Origin of the sequence: Bacteroides sp. AF29-11, assembly GCF_003602895.1 — a bacterium.
Taxonomy (GTDB): domain Bacteria; phylum Bacteroidota; class Bacteroidia; order Bacteroidales; family Bacteroidaceae; genus Bacteroides; species Bacteroides uniformis.
Map to the genome: position 1 here is coordinate 462,499 of NZ_QTLY01000001.1, position 20,879 is coordinate 483,377.

Annotated in this window: 15 protein-coding genes; 8 read left to right on the forward strand and 7 right to left on the reverse strand. The window is 43.8% G+C overall.

Annotated elements, in window-relative coordinates:
- The first annotated feature begins 62 nt into the window (after positions 1-62).
- From DWZ03_RS01710 to DWZ03_RS01720, 3 genes are all read left to right on the forward strand, one after another.
- The gene (locus DWZ03_RS01710) at positions 63-416 is read left to right on the forward strand and encodes a DUF3244 domain-containing protein (RefSeq protein WP_055288272.1); all 354 of its coding nucleotides are present in this window, start codon (positions 63-65) and stop codon (positions 414-416) included.
- 91 nt (positions 417-507) lie between these two features.
- Positions 508-861 (forward strand): DUF4377 domain-containing protein, encoded by a 354-nt coding sequence (locus DWZ03_RS01715; protein ID WP_055288274.1) that lies wholly within the window; start codon positions 508-510, stop codon positions 859-861.
- A 38-nt stretch (positions 862-899) separates the two neighbouring features.
- Positions 900-1,811 carry a M12 family metallopeptidase gene (locus tag DWZ03_RS01720; protein WP_055288275.1) on the forward strand — a complete coding sequence of 304 codons (912 nt, stop codon included), beginning with the start codon at positions 900-902 and terminating at the stop codon, positions 1,809-1,811.
- Positions 1,812-1,943: 132 nt separating this feature from the next.
- On the opposite strand, the gene argS is transcribed toward DWZ03_RS01720, so the two are convergent.
- Complete coding sequence (gene argS / locus DWZ03_RS01725) at positions 1,944-3,761, reverse strand: arginine--tRNA ligase (protein ID WP_055288277.1); 1,818 nt, start codon at positions 3,759-3,761, stop codon at positions 1,944-1,946.
- A 155-nt stretch (positions 3,762-3,916) separates the two neighbouring features.
- On the reverse strand, positions 3,917-4,183 hold the full coding sequence (locus tag DWZ03_RS01730; RefSeq protein WP_005830643.1) for an HU family DNA-binding protein: 267 nt from the start codon (positions 4,181-4,183) through the stop codon (positions 3,917-3,919).
- A 246-nt stretch (positions 4,184-4,429) separates the two neighbouring features.
- On the opposite strand from DWZ03_RS01730, the gene DWZ03_RS01735 reads away from it, so the two are divergent.
- The 5 genes from DWZ03_RS01735 to secDF all read left to right on the forward strand — a co-directional run bounded on the left by DWZ03_RS01735 (position 4,430) and on the right by secDF (position 12,370).
- The gene (locus DWZ03_RS01735; protein ID WP_005830648.1) at positions 4,430-5,113 is read left to right on the forward strand and encodes a rhomboid family intramembrane serine protease; all 684 of its coding nucleotides are present in this window, start codon (positions 4,430-4,432) and stop codon (positions 5,111-5,113) included.
- Complete coding sequence (locus tag DWZ03_RS01740; RefSeq protein ID WP_005834433.1) at positions 5,094-5,984, forward strand: rhomboid family intramembrane serine protease; 891 nt, start codon at positions 5,094-5,096, stop codon at positions 5,982-5,984. The genes DWZ03_RS01735 and DWZ03_RS01740 overlap by 20 nt, the downstream gene beginning before the upstream one ends.
- An 85-nt stretch (positions 5,985-6,069) precedes the next feature.
- Positions 6,070-7,170, forward strand: a complete 1,101-nt coding sequence (locus tag DWZ03_RS01745; RefSeq protein ID WP_008662580.1) for an endonuclease/exonuclease/phosphatase family protein — start codon at positions 6,070-6,072, stop codon at positions 7,168-7,170.
- A gap of 35 nt (positions 7,171-7,205) precedes the next feature.
- Entirely contained in the window at positions 7,206-9,290 is a 2,085-nt protein-coding gene (locus DWZ03_RS01750) for a M3 family metallopeptidase (protein ID WP_055288279.1), read from the forward strand.
- 83 nt (positions 9,291-9,373) lie between these two features.
- A complete protein-coding gene (secDF, locus tag DWZ03_RS01755; protein ID WP_120128584.1) occupies positions 9,374-12,370 on the forward strand; it encodes a protein translocase subunit SecDF in 2,997 nt (998 codons plus the stop codon).
- Between the two features lie 576 nt (positions 12,371-12,946).
- Here the strand turns inward: secDF and DWZ03_RS01760 are convergent.
- The 5 genes from DWZ03_RS01760 to DWZ03_RS01780 are packed head-to-tail and all read right to left on the reverse strand — an operon-like array spanning position 12,947 to position 20,865.
- Positions 12,947-14,314 carry a sulfatase gene (locus DWZ03_RS01760; RefSeq protein WP_238615503.1) on the reverse strand — a complete coding sequence of 456 codons (1,368 nt, stop codon included), beginning with the start codon at positions 14,312-14,314 and terminating at the stop codon, positions 12,947-12,949.
- 54 nt (positions 14,315-14,368) lie between these two features.
- The gene (locus tag DWZ03_RS01765) at positions 14,369-16,975 is read right to left on the reverse strand and encodes a DUF4962 domain-containing protein (RefSeq protein ID WP_016272390.1); all 2,607 of its coding nucleotides are present in this window, start codon (positions 16,973-16,975) and stop codon (positions 14,369-14,371) included.
- Positions 16,972-18,267 (reverse strand): sugar MFS transporter, encoded by a 1,296-nt coding sequence (locus DWZ03_RS01770; protein WP_057088681.1) that lies wholly within the window; start codon positions 18,265-18,267, stop codon positions 16,972-16,974. The genes DWZ03_RS01765 and DWZ03_RS01770 overlap by 4 nt, the downstream gene beginning before the upstream one ends.
- A 10-nt stretch (positions 18,268-18,277) precedes the next feature.
- Positions 18,278-19,210, reverse strand: coding sequence for an ROK family protein (locus DWZ03_RS01775; RefSeq protein ID WP_016272388.1), 933 nt, complete (start codon positions 19,208-19,210; stop codon positions 18,278-18,280).
- Positions 19,211-19,236: 26 nt separating this feature from the next.
- Entirely contained in the window at positions 19,237-20,865 is a 1,629-nt protein-coding gene (locus tag DWZ03_RS01780; protein WP_165859843.1) for a Tat pathway signal sequence, read from the reverse strand.
- Positions 20,866-20,879: the final 14 nt, after the last annotated feature.

Sequence of the window (20,879 nt, forward strand, 5' to 3'; positions counted from 1 at the left end):
TTAAATGAGAAACAAATTGAAATCCCATAAATTCGCAAACTAAAACTCAAATACATCAAATTATGAAACGTTTGCTTATTATTATTTGTTCTTGCCTTCTTTACATAGGATTATGTTCAGCTAAGACGAAAATATATTTAGAGAGAAAGCAAAAAAACGCCCAAACGCGTTCTTTAGTCACAGAACCAACGGCCAACCACGAAGGCAATACCATCTATCTACAATCCGATGTCTCCATAAAGGAACTTCAAGTGACCGTCAAAGACGAAAAAGGAAACATCATTTCTTCAGAGTTCATTTCTCTCTCTTCCCAGCAATCCTATGCTTTTTCTATAGGAGGTGCAAAAGAAGGAATTTATATTTTAGAGTTGAATGACGGAAAAGAGGAATATTACGGCTATTTTGAAATCTACTAATAGAATCAAACATGAAAATAGTTTGAATTAAAAAAACAATAAACGAGAACTCAAAAACGCCCAATTATCTACATCTCTAATTAAATTTGAAATGAAGAAAATCTTACTCACACTATTAATATACATAGCATATTGTATTTTTGTACAATGCGAAAATGATAAGCTACAAGAAAGTTTAGTTATTGCCACTATACTTTCAAAAACTGTAAATACAGTAGACCCTATTACGCTTAATGAAAACAAAAAAATGCAATTATTAGAGGAAAACAGTAATGAAATAGTATTACTTTCTCTAAATGCAATTAAAGAATTTACATACCAAGAAGGATACGAATATAAGTTAAGCCTATTAAAAACAAAAATTGAAAAGCCAGAATACATTGTAGACGCTCCTTCATTTGAATACAAATTATTAAATACAATTTCAAAAATGAAAGTAGAGTAGTAAACTAACATACCATACTTCATTAAAAAACGAAAATCATGAAAAAGAAAATCATTTTTTCAAACTGTATTTTTTTACTTTCTTTATTAGCTTGTACAAATGAGCTAAAAGAAGAAACCTCTTCTTTAAATACAATTCCTATTGATGTAATTAATTTAGAAGAAGCATTTCCTAATAAGACTAAAGAAACTGTGACTTTGCAAAATGGAATATCATTCGAAAGGTATAATGATTTAATTATTTGGGGAGGAGATATGATAATATCCGAAAAGATGTTTAATTCTTTTAATAATCCTACTCAGACCAGAGGCGGAATCGTTAATAATCCAGACTTTAAATGGCCCAATGGGATTGTTTATTACAAATTTGACTCTGCAATATCAAAAACGACTAAAGAACATATTCAACAAGCCATGGATGAATGGAAACAATCAACTTCTAAAATCATCACATTCACAGAAAGAACATCTCAAAAAAATTACATCAAGTTCATCAATGGAGATGGTAATTATTCATCAGTCGGAATGAGAGGTGGAGAACAAATTCTTAGCATTAGCAAATATGACAGTAATAAAGGTACTGCTTTACACGAAATAGGACATGCACTTGGATTAATTCATGAGCAGCAACGACGCGACAGAGACGAATATATTAATATAAATTGGGACAATATTCAGTCTGATAAAAAAAGTAATTTCAAGATATGGGAAGAAAGTCACGCCGTGATTAAGTACATTCCTGATGTACTATTTGATTATAAATCTATAATGCTATATCCTTCTTATAATTCTTTTGCTATTGATTACTCGAAGCCTACAATGACCAAGAAAGATGGTTCGACATTTAATGCACAAAGAAACAACCTTAGTTATATTGATATAGTAGCAATTTACGATATTTATGGTTTCCCCACTGGAGGAGGAGGTCCTTCCGTCACTTCCATCAAATAAACACTTATCTATCTTGACTACTATAATGAAGAAAATTACAATGTACGCCACAAAACAAATTTCTATCACAAGTATATAAAGAATAAGCCCGAAGAAGTATCTTCGGGCTTATTCTTTATTATAGTGCGGTGCTTACATTCTGTCAGGTACCTCAATTCCCAATAAGCCCATACCTAAGCGTACCACCTTGGCTACATTCTCGGACAATGCAAGGCGGAATACCTTCACTGCTTCGTTCTCCTCACGCAAAATGCTGAAGTCATGGTAGAACTGATTATATTCCTTCACAAGGTCATACGTATAGTTTGCAATGATGGACGGACTGTAGTCCTCACCTGCCTGCTTCACAATAGCGGCAAAGTCGGCAACCATCTGTATCAGCCCCTCTTCCTTCTCACTCAGTTCAATGCCGGCAGGCAACTGGGCAGGAATTTCGATACCTGCCTCTTTTGCCTTGCGGAGAACAGACTGGATACGTGCATAAGTATATTGGATGAACGGCCCCGTATTACCATTAAAGTCGATGGACTCTTTTGGATTGAATGTCATGTTCTTGCGGGCATCCACTTTCAGGATGAAGTACTTTAAGGCACCCAGACCAACGATACGGGCGATATTGTCTGCCTCTTCCTTTGTCAGACCATCCAGCTTACCCAGTTCATTGCTGGTTTCTTTGGCTGTATCAATCATCTCCGCCATCAGGTCGTCAGCATCAACCACGGTACCTTCGCGGCTCTTCATCTTGCCCTCGGGAAGTTCCACCATACCGTAAGAGAAGTGCACCAACCCTTTACCCCATTCGAAGCCCAGTTTGTCGAGCAGGATGGACAATACCTGGAAATGGTAATTCTGTTCGTTGCCTACCACATAAATCATCTTGTCGATGGGATAATCTGCAAAACGGAGTTTGGCAGTACCTATATCCTGCGTCATGTAGACGGATGTACCGTCCGCACGCAGCAGCAGCTTGTGGTCCAGCCCCTCCCCCGTGAGGTCCGCCCATACAGAGCCATCTTCTTTCCGGTAGAAGAAGCCTTTCTCCAGGCCCTCCATTACCTTCTCCTTACCTTCGAGGTACGTGTTTGATTCGTAATATATCTTATCAAAAGTTACACCCATCATACGGTAAGTCTCGTCAAAACCTGCATACACCCAGTCGTTCATCTTCTTCCAGAGCGCACGTACTTCCGGGTCATTGGCCTCCCACTTTACCAGCATTTCACGAGCCTCCTTCATCAAAGGAGATTCAGCTTCCGCCTTGGCTTTGGCTTCTTCCTCATTCATGCCTTCGCTTTGGAACTTGGCCATCAGTTCTTTCACTTCCGCTTTATAATGCTTGTCGAAGGAAACATAGTAATCGCCAATCAAGTGGTCTCCCTTCTTGCCGGATGATTCGGGAGTTTCACCATTCCCGTACTTCTGCCATGCCAACATGGACTTGCAGATATGAATTCCACGGTCATTGACAATATTTGTCTTTACTACCTTATTACCGTTGGCAGCCACTATATTAGCCAGCGCATTTCCCAAAAGATTATTGCGTACATGGCCCAAATGAAGCGGTTTGTTGGTGTTGGGAGAAGAATACTCAATCATCACCAATGGAGAGTTGTCAGTAGCAGCCACGATACCGTACTGCTTGTCCGCATGAATGCCATTCAACAATTCTATCCACGCAGAGGAGGCAATGGTCAGGTTCAGGAAGCCCTTGATGACATTAAATGCTGCAACCGAAGGCTCGTTTGCCTGCAAGTATTCACCAATTTCCTGGGCCGTCTGCTCCGGTCCTTTCTTGGACATACGGAGGAAAGGGAATACAACCAGCGTGAGGTGTCCCTCAAATTCTTTCTTGGTTTTCTGCAACTGCACTTGTGCGGCAGGAACATCCTGTCCGTAAAGCGCTTTCAGTCCGCCGATGACGGACGATACCAGTTTCTGTTCTATATTCATGATTCAAATGTATTTTCCTGCGTGCAAAGATAGCGTAAACCGAAATCAGTACAAAACAAGCAGGCTTGTTTTTATGGCCTCACAAGATATTCAACATACAAAGAGGGGACGCTCTTTGTAAAACGTCCCCTCTTTGTATGTTGAGTATACTGTTCTTATTCAGCTGTCAATTCCGTACCTGGTTTGAATTTAACAACTTTCTTTGCAGCAATCTCGATAGGCTTTTTAGTAGAGGGGTTGATACCCATACGCGCTCCTCTTTCCACCACACTGAAAGTTCCAAAACCAACCAATGATACTTTATCACCGGCCTTCATTGCCTTAGTGACTGATGCGATAAATGCATCCAATGCTTTCTTTGAATCAGTCTTTGACAAACCAGACTCCGCTGCCATAGCGCTAATAAGTTCCGCCTTATTCATAATGCTTAAAATTAATTAATATGTTACACAAAAGATATTTTTACTTTTCATCACAAACCTCCACAAAAATAGAGCAATATTTCTGAATATCAAATAAAAACATTAAAAAAATATTGGAAAACAACGAAAAAGAAGGAATAGAATCTGCTTTTTCTGTTATAGAACAGAATTTATTCGTATTTTTGCCGGAGAAAGCAAAAACAGGCAACTGTTTTTGAACTGTAAAATGAATTGAAACAACAGATTATGAATACTATACCTACTGTAACCAAGAACCTTTTAATCATTAATGTGCTGATGTTTCTGGGTACCATCGTCGCCCAAAGCTACGGCATCGACCTCGCCCAATATCTGGGATTGCATTTTTTTCTTGCCGAAGATTTCAATGCAGCACAATTGATAACATATATGTTCATGCACGCTGGATTCGCGCACATATTTTTCAACATGTTTGCCGTATGGATGTTCGGACGTATTTTAGAGCAGGTATGGGGGCCAAAACGATTTCTGTTCTACTATCTGGTGTGCGGTATAGGAGCCGGAATTATCCAGGAGGTGGTACAGTATATTCATTATGAGACAGTACTTTCCGCCTATGACAGCGTAAATACCGGCATGGCCATCATCCCGATGGAGGAATATCTCAATATGATGACTACCGTGGGAGCTTCGGGAGCAGTATACGCCATTCTGCTGGCATTCGGCATGTTGTTCCCCAACCAGCAAATGTTCATCTTCCCGCTACCGGTTCCCATCAAGGCCAAATATTTTGTTATCGGATATGCCTTGATTGAACTTTATGCCGGATTTGCAAACAGTGCAGGAGACAATGTGGCTCACTTCGCACATCTGGGTGGTATGGTATTCGGCTTTATCCTAATTATGTACTGGAGAAAAAAGAACAGAGGAAATGGCTACTATTATAACTGATTTGAAAGAAACCTTCCGTAGGGGGAACATTTATATCCAACTGATTTACATCAATGTAGCGGTATTCATACTTACTACGCTAACCGAAGTCATGTTCCAGTTGTTCAACCGGAGCATAGCAGGCGTATTCGAATGGTTGGAACTGCCGGCATCAGTCCTACGCTTCATCCTGCAACCATGGTCACTACTGACATATATGTTCATGCATGCAGGATTCATGCACATTCTTTTCAATATGCTGTGGCTTTACTGGTTCGGTGCACTGTTCCTGAGTTTCTTCTCTGCAAAGCATCTCCGGGGTGTATACATTCTGGGAGGAATTTGCGGCGGTCTGCTCTATATGGCCGCCTATAACATTTTCCCGTATTTCCGTCCCATGACAGACTATTCTTTCATGCTGGGCGCTTCTGCCTCTGTACTTGCCATTGTAGCCGCCACCGCCTATCGCGAGCCCAACTATCCGATACGGCTACTGCTGTTCGGAACCATCCGGCTGAAATACCTGGCACTCATCGTTATAGGCACCGATTTACTGTTCATCACCTCCAGCAATGCCGGTGGACACATCGCACATTTAGGAGGTGCGCTGGCAGGGGTATGGTTTGCCGCCAGCCTCAGCAAAGGTAGTGACCTGACCTCATGGATAAACAAATGTCTGGATACCTTAGTTTCCATCGTCAGCTTCAAACCCAGAAAGCCGAAAATGAAAGTACACTACGGTACTGGCAAACAAAAAGATTATGATTACAACGCACGGAAAAAAGCCCAATCCGACGAGATAGACCGCATTCTCGACAAATTAAAGAAATCGGGATACGAAAGCCTTACTACAGAGGAAAAGAAAAGCTTGTTCGACGCGAGTAAACGTTAAACCAATGGAAAACGGAAAATGAAAAATGAGAATATAACCGCCACTCTTATTTTCAGTTTTCACCTTTCAATTTTCAACTATTATAATGAAGCATCTCGGTAATTTTGTCGCTCTTCTGATTTTAGCGGTCAATGCCTTATTTACGGGCCTATTACTGTTCACCGCCTATAGTCCGCACATCCAGCCGGTCACACATCCGGTGCAATCGTGCCTGGGGCTGACATTTCCCGTGTTCCTGATGATAAATGCCGGCTTCCTCATTTTTTGGCTGGTCATCCAGCGCTATAGGTCGGCTTTGCTGCCCCTAATAGGGATGTTGCTCTGCTATTCGCAGATACGCACCTATCTGCCCATCAACTTCCATACAGACCACTTACCGGAAACAAGTATCAAACTGCTCTCCTACAACATTATGGGATTTGACGGTGCCGCCAAACAAGATGGCAAAAACCCGATATTGACCTATTTGAAGGAAAGTGGCGCCGATATCCTCTGTCTGCAGGAATATTCCACAGTACAATCCTCAAAGCATCTTTCGCAAAAAGACGTAGAGCGGGAACTCAAGGCATATCCATACCACCGCATCAACACAGTGGGTAGCGGAAAGGGACATACCAACAAGATAGCATGTTACTCTAAATTTCCGATTCTCTCGTCACGCATATTGGATTATCCCAGCGAATACAACGGTTCGGTACTCTATGAAATCAAGATTGGGGAAGACACGGTTACCCTCATCAACAATCATCTGGAGTCCAACAAGCTGACCAAAGCCGATAAAGTCGTGTACGAAGACATGCTGAAATCTCCCGAAAAGGAAAAAGTGAAAAGCGGCGCACGCCTGCTCATACGCAAGCTGGCAGAAGCATCGGCCATCCGTGCCCCGCAAGCTGACACTATTGCACATGAAATAACCGCTTCACCGCATCCTTACATTATTGTATGCGGCGATTTCAACGATACCCCCATCTCCTATACCCACCGCACCATCGCCCAGGATTTGGACGACGCATTCACCCAATCAGGACGGGGGCTGGGCATCTCCTACAACCAGAACAGATTCTATTTCCGGATAGACAACATACTGACAAGCAAGAACCTGAGAGCCTACAATTGTACAGTAGACCGCTCCATCAAAGAGTCAGACCACTATCCGATATGGTGCTATATCACTAAGAGATATTGAAAATTAATACTTAAACATTTAATACTTAGAAAACAATGTTCAAAAAATGTATTCTAATTTTAGCAGCAAGTTGTATGATGTACTCCTGTGCCACCCAGACGGAAAGCAATCCGTTCCTTACTGAGTTTCAAACACCCAATGGCGTGCCTCCATTCGATAAAATCAAGTTGGAGCACTATGAACCCGCATTCCAGAAAGGTATAGAAGAGCAGAACGCCAATATCCAAGCCATCATTGACAATACGGAAGCCCCTACTTTCGAAAATGTCATTGTTGCCCTCGACAACAGCTCTCCCACCCTGGACCGTGTAGGCGGTGTATTTTTCAACCTGACGGAGGCCGAAACTACCGATGAACTGACAGCCCTTTCCATGAAACTGGCTCCGACATTGGCCGAACACGAAGACAACATCTCCCTCAACCAGGAGCTTTTCAAGAAAGTGGATGCTGTCTACAGCCAGAAAGATGCTCTCGGCCTGACCCGCGAACAACAAAGGCTGCTGGAAAAAACCCATAAGAAATTTATCCGTTCCGGCGCCAATCTTCCGGCCGACAAACAAGCCCGTCTGCGTGAGATCAACAAGCAGCTTTCCACACTCGGAATCACGTTCAGCAACAACATCCTGAACGAAAACAACGACTTCAAGCTTTATGTAGGAAAAGAGGAAGACCTCGCCGGACTTCCCCAATGGTTCCGCGAAAGCGCCATGGCTGAAGCCCGTGCCACCGGACAGGAAGGCAAATGGCTGTTTACCCTCCATAATGCAAGCCGCCTGCCTTTCCTTCAATACTCTGCTAACCGGCCGCTACGCGAACAGATGTACAAGGCCTACATCAACCGCGGCAATAACAATGACAAGAACGACAACAAGAAAATCATTACCGACATCGTACGCCTGAGACTTGAAAAGGCGCAACTGCTGGGTTTCGACTGTTACTCCAACTTTGTATTGGACAATACAATGGCAAAGAATTCCACCGCCGTGATGGACTTCCTCAACAACTTGTGGAGTTATGCACTCCCCAAAGCAAAAGCCGAAGCAGCCGAACTGCAAAAGCTGATGGACAAGGAAGGCAAAGGAGAGAAACTGGAAGCATGGGATTGGTGGTACTACACCGAAAAACTCCGTAAAGAGAAATATAACCTCGAAGAAGAAGAGATTAAGCCCTACTTCAAACTGGAAAACGTACGTGAAGGCGCCTTTGCCGTTGCCAATAAGCTCTATGGCATCACGCTGACAAAGCTCGAAGGTATCCCCGTCTATCATCCCGATGTAGAAGTGTTTGAAGTGAAAGCCGCAGACGGCTCACAAGTAGGAATCTTCTATGTAGATTACTTTCCCCGTCCCGGCAAAAGCGGTGGTGCCTGGATGAGCAATTACCGCGAACAACAAGGCAGCATACGTCCATTGGTATGCAACGTATGCAGCTTCACCAAGCCCGTAGGCGACACTCCTTCCCTGCTGACCATCGACGAAGTGGAAACTTTGTTCCATGAATTCGGCCATGCCCTGCACGGATTATTGACCCAATGCCAGTATAAAGGTACTTCAGGCACCAATGTCGTACGCGACTTCGTGGAACTCCCCTCTCAAATCAACGAGCATTGGGCTACCGAACCCGAAGTGTTGAAAATGTATGCCAAGCATTACAAGACCGGCGAAGTCATTCCCGACAGCCTGATTGAAAAGATACTGAACCAGAAAACATTCAACCAGGGTTTCATGACTACCGAATTGCTGGCCGCCGCCATCCTCGACATGAACCTGCATAACCTGACTGATACCGAAGGTCTTGATGTCGTTGCATACGAAAAAGAAGCGATGGACCAACTGGGGCTGATTCCGGAAATAGCTCCCCGCTACCGTACCACATACTTCAACCACATCATCGGCGGTTATGCTGCAGGCTACTACAGCTATCTCTGGGCCAATGTTCTGGACAACGATGCCTTCGAAGCTTTCAAGGAACACGGTATCTTCGACAAGCAGACAGCCGACCTCTTCCGCCAGAATGTTCTGGAGAAAGGAGACAGCGAAGACCCGATGACTCTCTATAAAAACTTCAGAGGAACTGAGCCTCAATTAGACCCGATGTTAAAAAATCGCGGTATGAAGTAAGATTTGTGAAAAAAAAGCTATATTTGCAGCCTTGTATGCAACAGAATTTAATTAAAAAGTAATCATAATAAACTAAAAGTAACATGCAAAACAAAGGATTTGTAAGGGTTTTTGCGATATTGCTCACACTGGTGTGTGTGTTCTATCTCTCCTTCTCTTTTGTAACTCGCCATTACACAAGTAAGGCCAAAGAGTTTGCAAAAGGCGATGTGAAAGTAGAGCAGGACTACCTCGATTCTCTGGCTAATGAGAAAGTGTATTTCGGCAATTGGACGCTGAAACAATGTCGTGAGATGGAAATCAGTTTAGGTTTGGACTTGAAGGGTGGTATGAACGTCATCCTTGAAGTTTCCGTACCCGATGTCATCAAAGTATTGGCTGACAACAAGACTGACGAAGCATTCAACCAAGCATTGGCCACTGCCGCCAAGCAAGCTACCACAAGCCAGGATGACGTGATCACCCTATTCGTCAGAGAGTATCACAAGCTTGCTCCGGGTGCTCCGCTGTCACAGCTGTTCGCAACCCAACAATTAAAAGACAAGGTAACTCAGAAATCTACCGACGCGGAAGTTGAGAAAGTATTGCGCGAAGAAGTAAAGGCAGCTGTTGACAACTCCTACAATGTACTTCGTACCCGTATCGACCGTTTCGGTGTAGTTCAGCCCAATATCCAGAGTTTGGAAGACAAAATGGGCCGTATCATGGTAGAACTTCCGGGTATCAAAGAGCCTGAACGTGTAAGAAAATTATTACAAGGTTCTGCCAATCTGGAATTCTGGGAAACATACACAGCAAAAGACGTTACTCCCTATCTGCAAGCTGCCGACACCAAGTTGCGTGCCATCGTTGCAAGCGAAACTCCGGCAGAAGAGGCAGACAGCGCAGCTACCGAAGCTCCTGCCGTAGCCCAAGCTACCAGCACAGCCGACAGTCTTGCCGCTGCTTTAAAGGGTGAAAACAAGACACAAACCGCTGACCTTGCACAAATAAAGAAAGAACACCCGCTGTTCGCAATCTTGCAAGTCAACCCCAGCGGACAAGGTCCTGTTGTAGCCTATGCCAACTACAAGGATACAGCTGAAATCAACAGATACCTTTCCATGCCGGAAGTTCAGGCCGAAATGCCGAAAGACTTGCGTCTGAAATGGGGAGTATCTCCTTATGAATATGATCCGAAAGCTCAGACTTTCGAACTTTATGCCATCCGTTCTACAGAACGTAACGGCAAGGCGCCTCTGGAAGGTGATGTAGTGGTTAGCGCCAAAGACGAATACGACCATTACGGTAAACCTGCCGTAAGTATGTCCATGAACACTGACGGTGCACGCCGTTGGGCTCAGCTCACCAAGCAGAATATCGGCAAGAGCATCGCTATCGTGCTGGACGGTTACGTTTACTCCGCACCGAACGTAAACAATGAAATCACTGGTGGTAACTCACAGATTACCGGTCACTTTACTCCGGAACAAGCAAAAGACTTGGCAAACGTGTTAAGATCAGGTAAGATGCCAGCTCCTGCGCACATCGTACAAGAAGATATCGTAGGTCCTTCACTGGGACAAGCTTCCATCAATGCCGGTATCATGTCATTCATCGTAGCATTGATTCTGCTGATGGTTTACATGTGCTCTATGTACGGATTCATTCCGGGTATGGTTGCCAATGGTGCTTTGGTGCTGAACTTGTTCTTCACGTTGGGTATCCTTTCTTCTTTCCAGGCAGCATTGACGATGTCCGGTATTGCCGGTATGGTGTTGGCGCTGGGTATGGCTGTGGATGCCAACGTATTGATTTACGAGCGTACCAAAGAAGAACTCCGTGCAGGCAAGGGTGTGAAGAAAGCATTGGCTGACGGTTACTCCAACGCCTTCTCTGCTATCTTCGACTCCAACTTGACGTCTATCATCACCGGTATCATCCTGTTCAACTTCGGTACAGGTCCTATCCGCGGTTTTGCCACTACACTGATTATCGGTATCTTGATTTCGTTCTTTACTGCCGTGTTCATGACACGTCTGTTCTATGATTATTTCATGGGCAAAGACAAATTGCTGAACCTGACATTCTCTTCCAAGATTTCCAAGAACCTAATGGCGAACGTACACTTCGACTTCATGGGCAGAAACAAGCTGTGGTTGACCATCACCGGAGCTGCCGTAGTTGTATGCATCGCTTTCCTCGCTACCCGTGGACTGAGCCAGAGCATCGACTTCACCGGTGGACGTAACTTCAAGGTACAGTTTGAGAACAAAGTGGAACCGGAACAGATTCGTGAACTTATCTCCAGCAAGTTCGGCGATGCCAATGTCAGCGTTATCGCTATCGGTACAGACGGCAAGACTGTACGTATCAGCACGAACTACCGCATTGAAGAAGAAGGTAACAATATCGACTCTGAGATCGAAGCATACCTGTATGAAACCCTGAAACCTGTATTGACTCAAAACATTACGTTGGAAACCTTCATTGACCGCGAAAACCATACGGGCGGCAGTATCATCAGTTCTCAGAAGGTAGGTCCGAGTATCGCAGACGACATCAAGGTCTCCGCTATCTGGTCTGTTGTGCTTGCATTGATTGCCATCGGTGTCTATATATTGATTCGTTTCCGCAATATTGCATACAGTATCGGTTCAGTAGCCGCATTGGCTTGTGATACCATCATCATCCTGGGTGCCTACTCTATCTGTTGGGGCTGGATGCCGTTCTCTCTGGAAATCGACCAGACCTTTATCGGTGCCATCCTGACAGCTATCGGTTACTCTATCAATGACAAGGTGGTAATCTTCGACCGTGTACGTGAATTCTTCGGTCTCTATCCGAAGCGCGACAAGTTCCAATTGTTCAATGACTCACTGAATACAACTTTGGCACGTACTATCAATACTTCACTAAGTACCTTGATTGTGTTGCTGTGTATCTTCATCCTCGGCGGTGATTCCATCCGCAGCTTCGCATTCGCTATGATTCTGGGTGTTGTATTCGGAACAATGTCTTCTCTGTTCGTTGCATCTCCTATCGCTTACATACTGATAAAAGGCAAAAAGAGCAGTGAACTTAATGAAGTTTCAGAATAAAAGGATTTTACTATAATAATATCCCTAATTAAGGGGCTATTCGAAAATAGATAGCCCCTTAATTAGGGATATTCAGTAAATGTCATAAAAAAGTAAGATGGCATATGCAGATGATTTGCTCCTACCATCTCATATGCCATTTTATTGTATTTTCTCTCTCTGAGCTAAAATCTTATCCGTTTGGAAGAAGCCTAACAACTTCCTCTATAGGATTTCTGTTTTCCTGTTCCGTACTTTAATTTTCGATAGTGAGTAATACTGTTTTTGTGTACCGAAACGGCCTTCGAGCCTGGTGGCTTTGAAAATTCTATAAACAGAAGTTACTTAACACCTATTCAATACAAGCGATGATATTCAATTCTAAAACTTGAAGCATAATTGTAAACTTCAGCATGGCCAAGCGAAGGGTTACATTTGCCAAGTTGAGATTGATAGGGCCCGGTACCTTTCACTGAAAAGATCTCTTAATCAAGCTTCATATCAGAATGAGAAACACGAGACCTAAACAATGCCAGCTAGGCATAAAACTGATTGGTCATTTCGACTCCTCCTTGTGATTAAGCCATCAGACAAACGTTACTTATGAACATTTTTAAGTGTTTTCCCAGGGACATCATGCAGTTTCGGGCGACTTGGACGTACGTTATAGATGCTCATCCATTTCTCAAGAATATCGCGTAATTCTTGCAGTTTCTGGCCATATGAGTTTTCCATTATCAGGTTTCTCATTTCCCCTCTGTCATTTTGCATATCAAACAGCTGTTCGCGATATCTTCCTTTATCGTAAAGCACATATTTATAACGTTCGCTACGTACTACCCAGCCCCTCGTCTTGCTACCGTCAAACCGTGTTTCGGTGATGATATATTCTTGATGTAAAGCTTGCGGATTTCCTTCCTCTGCAATTTTCCGGAAAGACTTTCCTGCTGCTCCCTTCGGCATTTTGGCACCTGCCCAGTCACACACGGAGGCAAAGAAATCTACACCGTTACTAATAAGCTGGGGTAACACTTTGCCTGCATTCTTCTTGCCTGGCAGCGTTACAATAAGAGGGATATTGATAATCTCCTCATATAAAGCAGACTTCTGGTTCCAACGATGGGCACCTATACCATCGCCGTGATCGCTGGAAAAGATTACCACTGTATTTTCCCAAAGATTATTCCGATCGATGGCATCAATAATCTTTCCTATTTCTCTATCTACTTTTTCTACCAAGCGATAATAAGTATATCGGTACATACGCCAGTCTTCGGGGGTAAAACCAGCGGTTGGATATACATTGTAGTTATTGATTCTTTCACTTTCAATGACGTCAGCATCATACGGGTTTTTGGCAAAATTGGCAGGCAATCCCGGACAATCCCGTATATCAGGTATATCAATATTTCCATAAGGGAAGTTCTGACGACGTGCATATTCGCAGATATTATGTGGGTTGTCATAGGAAGCCACCAAAAAAAACGGCTTTTTATGTTTGCGCGAGAGATATTCGGCACAAGCTTCTGCCAGCCCATCATCACTATGTTTATATATATTGTCGAAGCCATATTCTTTGTCTGGAACTTCGAGTAAAGGAAGATGCCATTTACCGCCATAGGCACAATCATAACCGGCATTCTTTATTAAAGTGCCCAGTGTTTGTGCCTTAAGAGAGTCGGGCATCGGTGATCCGTTGACAGACAGCCCTACTGCATCCGGATAGTACCCTGTAAACATAGCTCCACGTGAGGGGCCACTGAGTGGAGCTGTACAATAAGCGTTATTAAATAGTATACCGGCCGCTGCCAAACGGTCAAGGTTGGGAGTGTGCAGATCCGGATTTCCGGCACAGCTCATGGCGCTGGCCGTTTGCTGATCGGTGAAGATGTAGATGATGTTAGGACGTTCGATGGCAGAAGCCATAGAAGAGCATAACAACGAAAAACAAGCCAAATACTTCATTGAATTTTCTTTTACCATATTATTTCAATAATTCAATTTTGTTTTAAAGTGATATCATATTTCAAGTTCCGGTAAGGCATCAACCAGCCTTTTTTCTACTTTCTTTCCGTCTACCCGATCTATGATGGTCGTAGCACCTTTGTTTGAGTCATAATTGAAGTCCAGCGAAACACCGTTCTGTTTATTCTCTATATACAAGAACGCATTACCTTCACCTTCCAGATTACATTCGATAACCCATTCTTCTACTGTTATGCGGTTCCTTTCACGATTAATTACAGCATCGGCACGGTTGTTTCCATGTACATCAATCACATTGAGAAAACAGATTTTGCTGCAAGAAGCTGTCGTTGCTGTAAAATGATAATGATTGGAGAGAGTTTTGCCAAGTCGTTTTTTCCAATCAACAGCAGCCACAAAAAAGGTGTCTGTTTGCGCATAAGTCATTTTCTGTGAGGAGAACAGATGAGCTATAGATACTCCGTCTGCCTTGTTCTTTCCTAAGATGCGCAATCCGTCTTTCTCTTCAGCGACTTCCATGGGCAGTTCTACCGTATGCAGCAGATAATTCCATTCTACCGGTTCTTTACCAACCAGTTCGTCATAAACAACGAACAAACCCGAACGTCCCAGCTGAACAATATGTCTTCGAAAAAAATCCAGTTTATTCTCATCCCAACCTTTCTCCGGTGTATACTGAGTACCAGACAAGCGCCCACGTTCCAGCCACAACGGAGAAACCACTTTTCCATAAGCGTTAGAAGCATCACCTACAACGTAGGAGATTTCTTCTCCTTCATAATAGCGAGGAATCCATCCATAACCTTCCGTTCCAATCTTTTGTCCCATACCATTCACCAATATGGAATTATGGGCGCGAGTATTCCGATAAGCATACATGCAATGGTCATCTGTAAAGCCGGTACGATGTCCACTGCTATAGAAAATTGCCTTTCCACCAAAGAAAGTATTGAAGGCGTTTTGATTAGCTAAAGCATGGGAAGTGGCACCATAGGGGCTGCTACGGAAAGAGAGCATGGCATTGTTGGTGTGATGTCCTATGTCTGTGTTCATCAGTGCAGTGCCTGTCTGGCTGAAAACTTTGGACTGAGGCAGCTCCAACAGCTTGCTACTATAAGCAGGCCTCTCCTTTTTTGTCGTACAACGATACCAGGTCAAGTCCGCCGGTTTGGCTTCAAAAGCTTTCGACAGAATATCAGGGTCTTCCTGCATAATTTCGTGTACATAAGCTGCCGCCCACGGATTGTTACATTCGCGTGCCAGCGCATCTGCATATCCTACGCGACCTCCATTCGGAGTGCGCTGTCCCTCATGCGAATTGCCATGTCCTCCGGATTTGGAAAAGGGAGGTTGCTGGTAAATGACATATAAAGCATTGTTGTTATACCACGGATCGGCAAAGAAATTGAAACCGGATATACGGGAGAAAAAGGCCGGTACCTCTATCAGTGTGCGTATATTTACATGAAAATATGAATCTCCATTATGCCAAGCACCATCCTTATTCAGTCCCGGAAGACGGGAGATCCATTCATTATAGCAATAATCTGCCCACACGGATGCTTCCGGAATCTCACCAACTGTGGCAAAGGCCGCCATTGTAAGAATGCGGAAAGTCATTTGCCATACATGATTGTCTGCAATACGGTTCTCCAGATGATTAACGTATTCATTATAGAATTTATTCCCGATATTCCGGATATTATCTAATAATAACTGTTTTTCTGACGGAGACAACAGGTTGTAGAACCCGTCGTACGCCGATGTGCTCATAGAGAGCAAAGTGGATAGATTGAAGTCACCTGCAAAGTATTTGCTTGTTTGCCAGGAAAGGATTTCACTCAACCGGTTGATGCCTTCACGATAATACTTCTTGTCTTTCGTCAGCAGATAGGCGCGTACCAATGCTTCCACATTGGCTTCTTCTCTATCCACAATCTTACGGCTCTCGCGGATAAGGGCTGACTCACGCTGTACTACATTGGTTAATGTAACTACATTTGTTGTATCTATCTCTTCCTGAAGATGCTTCAACGGATGAGAAATGCACCGGGAAGCTTTGTCCATATAGGCCTGAGCTTCCGGATTATTTTTATTCTTCGTTATAATTTCCTCCCAATCATCCGCATCCAATAATACGCGTGGGTGGTGAGACGTATATTTTGCCAAGACTTTCTCCAATGTGGGCGGATTAAATTCCGGTGTATCTTTACCTATATGGAATTGATAAACCGGTGACCATTCTTCTTTACCTCCAGGAGTGACGTAAGCATATTGCCAGTACCATTTTCCCTGAGCCAGGCACTGGAAAGGATTGAAAAAAGCCCAGGCGCGTTCCCCAATCAACACTTCCTTTTGAAAGTTCTTGTCCTGAGAAATACGAATCCGATAGACTACTTTCGGTTTTTCATCCACTTGTCCCGGAACTCCATCCAATACCGGACCTAAATGCGGGAATTTATCCGGCCACATAAAGCGCGGCGGATTCATCTTAACGCAAGCACCATTCGCAGGAGAGGGAGTTGCACGAACTTCGTGCATCAATGTCTCGTCGGAAACTGTTATGACAGCAGATTGCTCGGAACTGCCACATGCCATCAATAGGCAAAAGGCGGGTAAGCCTAATAATATCTTTCTCATTTCAGTATTTTATTTTTGTTTTTGAAACCAACCAGTTCTTTCAGGCTGACTGTCTTATTGTTGACCAGTGGATGTGCCCAAAAACCGATAAACGTAATATATCCCATGAAAACCAAGATAAGGAGCATTCCTATGCGTAATGAAGTGGTATCGGATAGCAGACTGACAAACAGCGGACCTCCTGCGCCTCCCACAATTCCGGAGCAAAGAATACCGGCAAAAGAACCGTGATTCTGGGCTACTGTGTTCAGAGCCAGTGAGAATACGATGGAGTACATCATTGAAATGCAGAAACCGATTGCCGGAAATGCACATACCGCAACTTTTGCAGAACCGAACAATGCGATCAAGAGTAAACTCATGGAAAGCAGTCCTGATATTTGTAGGAGACGTTTACTGTCTATCAGCTTCAGCAAGAACATACCAAATAGGCAACCGACGGTCATCGAACCCCAGAAATAACTGATACTTTGTGCACCGACAGTTCTTGGATCAATGCCATGATACTGTTCCAAGAAGGTACTCATAAAAATAGAGACACCCTGTTCTGTACTGACATAACAGAAGATTCCCAAAAAGAAAAGCCATACGTATTTTTGACGGAACAATTTTTTATAGGAAGAGGAGGAACCACTGCGTTCATCATCTTTCAATTCAATGCGCGGAAAATGAACGAATGACACAACGAGCAGCATAGCCAACAACAGTGCTGTAAATACCCAATACAGAGAAACCCAGGGAAGAGTAACCGGAGTAACTTTTGCCAGAATATCCAGCAAAAAGTTCTGTCCCTGCTGATAAACTTCCGGTTCCAGTGCATGTATCAGCCAAGTGTAAACCAAGGGACTGATAAAAGAGGCTACTCCGAATACAAACTGTGCCAACTCTGCTATAAACGCATAATTCTCCTCTCCGCCGACAACACGTTGCAAAGGGTTGATTACAGTTTGCAACATGGCCATTCCCAAACCAATGATGAAAGAAGACAGAAGCAGTATCAGGTAAAAAGGGAAACATGCAAACAAGGTAGTACCTATAAATGGCATTAGGAAGCCGGTAAATAGCACCGGCTTTTCTCCATATTTATCTATTAATATACCTGCCGGTATCGACATGATGGCATAGGCCAAGAAAAAAGAGGTCGGAATAAACCCTGCCATTGCCAGATCCTTCAGTTCAAAGTTATGGATAATGTCGGGGATTAACGGCCCGAGAATATTCGTAATGAATGAAATAGTAAACCAAAACATCATGATTAATGTCAGCATACTCCATTTCTTGTTACTTTTCATGATATATCGTTCATTTTAAGATTAATGATGCCGCTCCGATAAATCCGGCTTTATTACCCAATGATGCGGCTACAATTTCTGTATTTAAGGCACAATCGGCTATAACATGCTCTCGAACCACTTCCCTTATTTTCTCTAAATAGAAAATACCGGATTCTGTAACCCCTCCTCCCAATACAATCCGTTGAGGGCTGAATATATTGACAAATCCGGCAATTCCTCTTCCCAAATAGTAAAAGTGTTCACTCATGCATTCAACAGCCATCGGAAAATTTTCATGATACAGGCGGACTATTAGTTCTCCGTTTATTTCCATATCAAAACTCAGATTCCGCTCTTTAGCCAACGTGCTGAAATGCCTTACCAAAGCAGAAGTCGAGGCATAATGCTCCAGGCAGCCGATCGCTCCGCAGGCACAACGTTCACCGTTAGCAATCAATGGCACGTGTCCCAGCTCCGTACCCCGATTGGCATAGCCGTTGAATAATTTGCCATCAATGATGACGGCTCCACCGATGCCGGTTCCCACTGTCAGAAACACCACGTGGGTACACCCCCTCCCTGCACCATATTTCGCTTCCCCCAACCCCATCAGGTTGGCGTCATTTCCAACGACTACCGGTAGTTTCATCTGTTCTTCCAAAAGAGAAGCCACATCTATGTTTTCCCAACCGATAATATTTTCTGCACCTCCCAATACGATACGGTTCGTCTCATCTACAATTCCGGGTGTACCAAGCCCAATGCCCAATACTGTCCAGTTTTGTTTGGCAGCTTCATCTTTTAACAACATGACAGCTTTTATCAACTGCTCTATTACTTTTGCAGCTGAAACAGAAGCAAAAGAGGGTAATTTTCCCTCAAAGAAAGAATTACCCGCTTTATCCACCAAAGCATATTTTATAGATGTACCACCTAAATCAATGCCAATTGCATATTCCATAGTTTATTATATCAAATAAGGAAACATTATGTTCTTTCTACCCATATAGGAGAACTCCATGCCCATTGCTGGTCACGCTGGCGAACCCTGACATAGTAATAGTCCGTATCTCTTTCGGGTTGGGTATCCTCCATATAATGCTCAACCGTAAAGCAACTTTCCGGCATTGCACGGTTGAAGAGAATAGCCTCACTGAGCCACCCTATCATGAAATGTGAACGGGAACCTTCCAAAAGTTCACCCAACGAATGCTCAAATTTCTTGCCATTGAATTCGGCTGTAATCACGCCATCTTTAGGCATAGTCACATCCAGAATGACAGCTTGCGTGGCAGGAGTCGTGGTATTGGGGTTTTTGGAACTGTACATATCCAACTCTGCATCCTTACTTGTAACAGACACAATACGGTTAACTTTTGTCTCAAACTCAGATTCTCCCGGTTGCGGAGAAGTGAAAGCGGCGCCACGGAAGCAAGGTTCCACAGCATTGATAGTTCCTTTATTTATGGACAGCTTTCCTTGCCAATGCACATACTGCTCTTCGCGGTTCCAACCGAAATCAACTTTTACCTTGCAGCGTACCATATCTCCTTCCGGCATCTCGGGCAACAACGGACCGCTTAAACGAGCAATACACTTTCTGTTCTTAACGATGTCAATATAATCAATACAGCTACCTCCCTCCACATTCAGATAAATGCGGCGACTGTTTCCCCGTACGACATCGCCCGGGAACGCATCATTCAAACGAAAATCTATATTGATTTTATCACCGGTGGCACAGCATACATGACGGTTCTTCATGGCATCCCAGATTTTATCACGGCTCAATGATTCCGCAAGGATACCTATGCGACCGTCACCGTAACTTCCCGGATAACCTGCATGTTGGTCGGTCGAACCCATAATACCGAATTTTTTACCTTGCTCCAATCCGCATTGAATAGTACCTTCCCATTGGCGAGGACCCATGTCATGCAGATAACTGTAATCTCCCTGATCGCTTTCTGCCAGTCCATGGCGCGAATACATCTCTACAAACGGGGTCTGGTCTCCTTCCGTAAAGAAGTTCCAGTTGTATCCGCGATAGCCAGTCTGATATCCCATGTGATGCGGAGTTATGAATACCTTATGTCCGCGAGCTTTCCGTTTCCAGTCTTCAATGGAAGTACATTCCACCAGCGGTGCGTCCAAATCATAATTCAGAGCCACATGGTCACCATGTTCCATACTGTGCGCCTCATAACCAACAAAAGTCAGGAATTCTCCTTCCTTATTGTATTCATTGGTCATGGTGACATATTTCTCATAACCTCCCTCCCGCAAACGCTTGAAGGCACCCGTATGATAATCAATCACCCACTTCAGACGGGGATCATCGGCACCGGGAATATCCGGCCACATGGCATGAGGAGTGACAGATACAAAATCCAGTTGTTCTTTGGCGGCCTCGAACGCAGAACGCATGTCGCCATGACCGTAGGTTATGTTACAATGATTATGCAAGTCTCCCCAGAAATATTTCAGATTACTGGCAGAGGGCATGACTTTCTTTCCTGCGGCAGTTCCTTGCTGACATGCAGACAATAGGCTACCGGAAGCGGCCAGCCCGATAAAAGACCAACCGGTATGCTTTAAAAAATTTCTTCTGTCCATAATTTAAATTTAGA

What these genes read in the sequence shown, in the direction of transcription:
- DWZ03_RS01710 (WP_055288272.1), top strand. Translation starts at nt 63, where the DNA reads ATGAAACGTTTGCTTATTATTATTTGTTCTTGCCTTCTTTACATAGGA.
- DWZ03_RS01775 (WP_016272388.1), bottom strand. Translation starts at nt 19,210, where the DNA reads ATGGAATATGCAATTGGCATTGATTTAGGTGGTACATCTATAAAATAT.
- DWZ03_RS01715 (WP_055288274.1), top strand. Translation starts at nt 508, where the DNA reads ATGAAGAAAATCTTACTCACACTATTAATATACATAGCATATTGTATT.
- argS (WP_055288277.1), bottom strand. Translation starts at nt 3,761, where the DNA reads ATGAATATAGAACAGAAACTGGTATCGTCCGTCATCGGCGGACTGAAA.
- DWZ03_RS01720 (WP_055288275.1), top strand. Translation starts at nt 900, where the DNA reads ATGAAAAAGAAAATCATTTTTTCAAACTGTATTTTTTTACTTTCTTTA.
- DWZ03_RS01765 (WP_016272390.1), bottom strand. Translation starts at nt 16,975, where the DNA reads ATGAGAAAGATATTATTAGGCTTACCCGCCTTTTGCCTATTGATGGCA.
- DWZ03_RS01770 (WP_057088681.1), bottom strand. Translation starts at nt 18,267, where the DNA reads ATGAAAAGTAACAAGAAATGGAGTATGCTGACATTAATCATGATGTTT.
- DWZ03_RS01780 (WP_165859843.1), bottom strand. Translation starts at nt 20,865, where the DNA reads ATGGACAGAAGAAATTTTTTAAAGCATACCGGTTGGTCTTTTATCGGG.
- secDF (WP_120128584.1), top strand. Translation starts at nt 9,374, where the DNA reads ATGCAAAACAAAGGATTTGTAAGGGTTTTTGCGATATTGCTCACACTG.
- DWZ03_RS01745 (WP_008662580.1), top strand. Translation starts at nt 6,070, where the DNA reads ATGAAGCATCTCGGTAATTTTGTCGCTCTTCTGATTTTAGCGGTCAAT.
- DWZ03_RS01750 (WP_055288279.1), top strand. Translation starts at nt 7,206, where the DNA reads ATGTTCAAAAAATGTATTCTAATTTTAGCAGCAAGTTGTATGATGTAC.
- DWZ03_RS01730 (WP_005830643.1), bottom strand. Translation starts at nt 4,183, where the DNA reads ATGAATAAGGCGGAACTTATTAGCGCTATGGCAGCGGAGTCTGGTTTG.
- DWZ03_RS01760 (WP_238615503.1), bottom strand. Translation starts at nt 14,314, where the DNA reads ATGAAGTATTTGGCTTGTTTTTCGTTGTTATGCTCTTCTATGGCTTCT.
- DWZ03_RS01735 (WP_005830648.1), top strand. Translation starts at nt 4,430, where the DNA reads ATGAATACTATACCTACTGTAACCAAGAACCTTTTAATCATTAATGTG.
- DWZ03_RS01740 (WP_005834433.1), top strand. Translation starts at nt 5,094, where the DNA reads ATGGCTACTATTATAACTGATTTGAAAGAAACCTTCCGTAGGGGGAAC.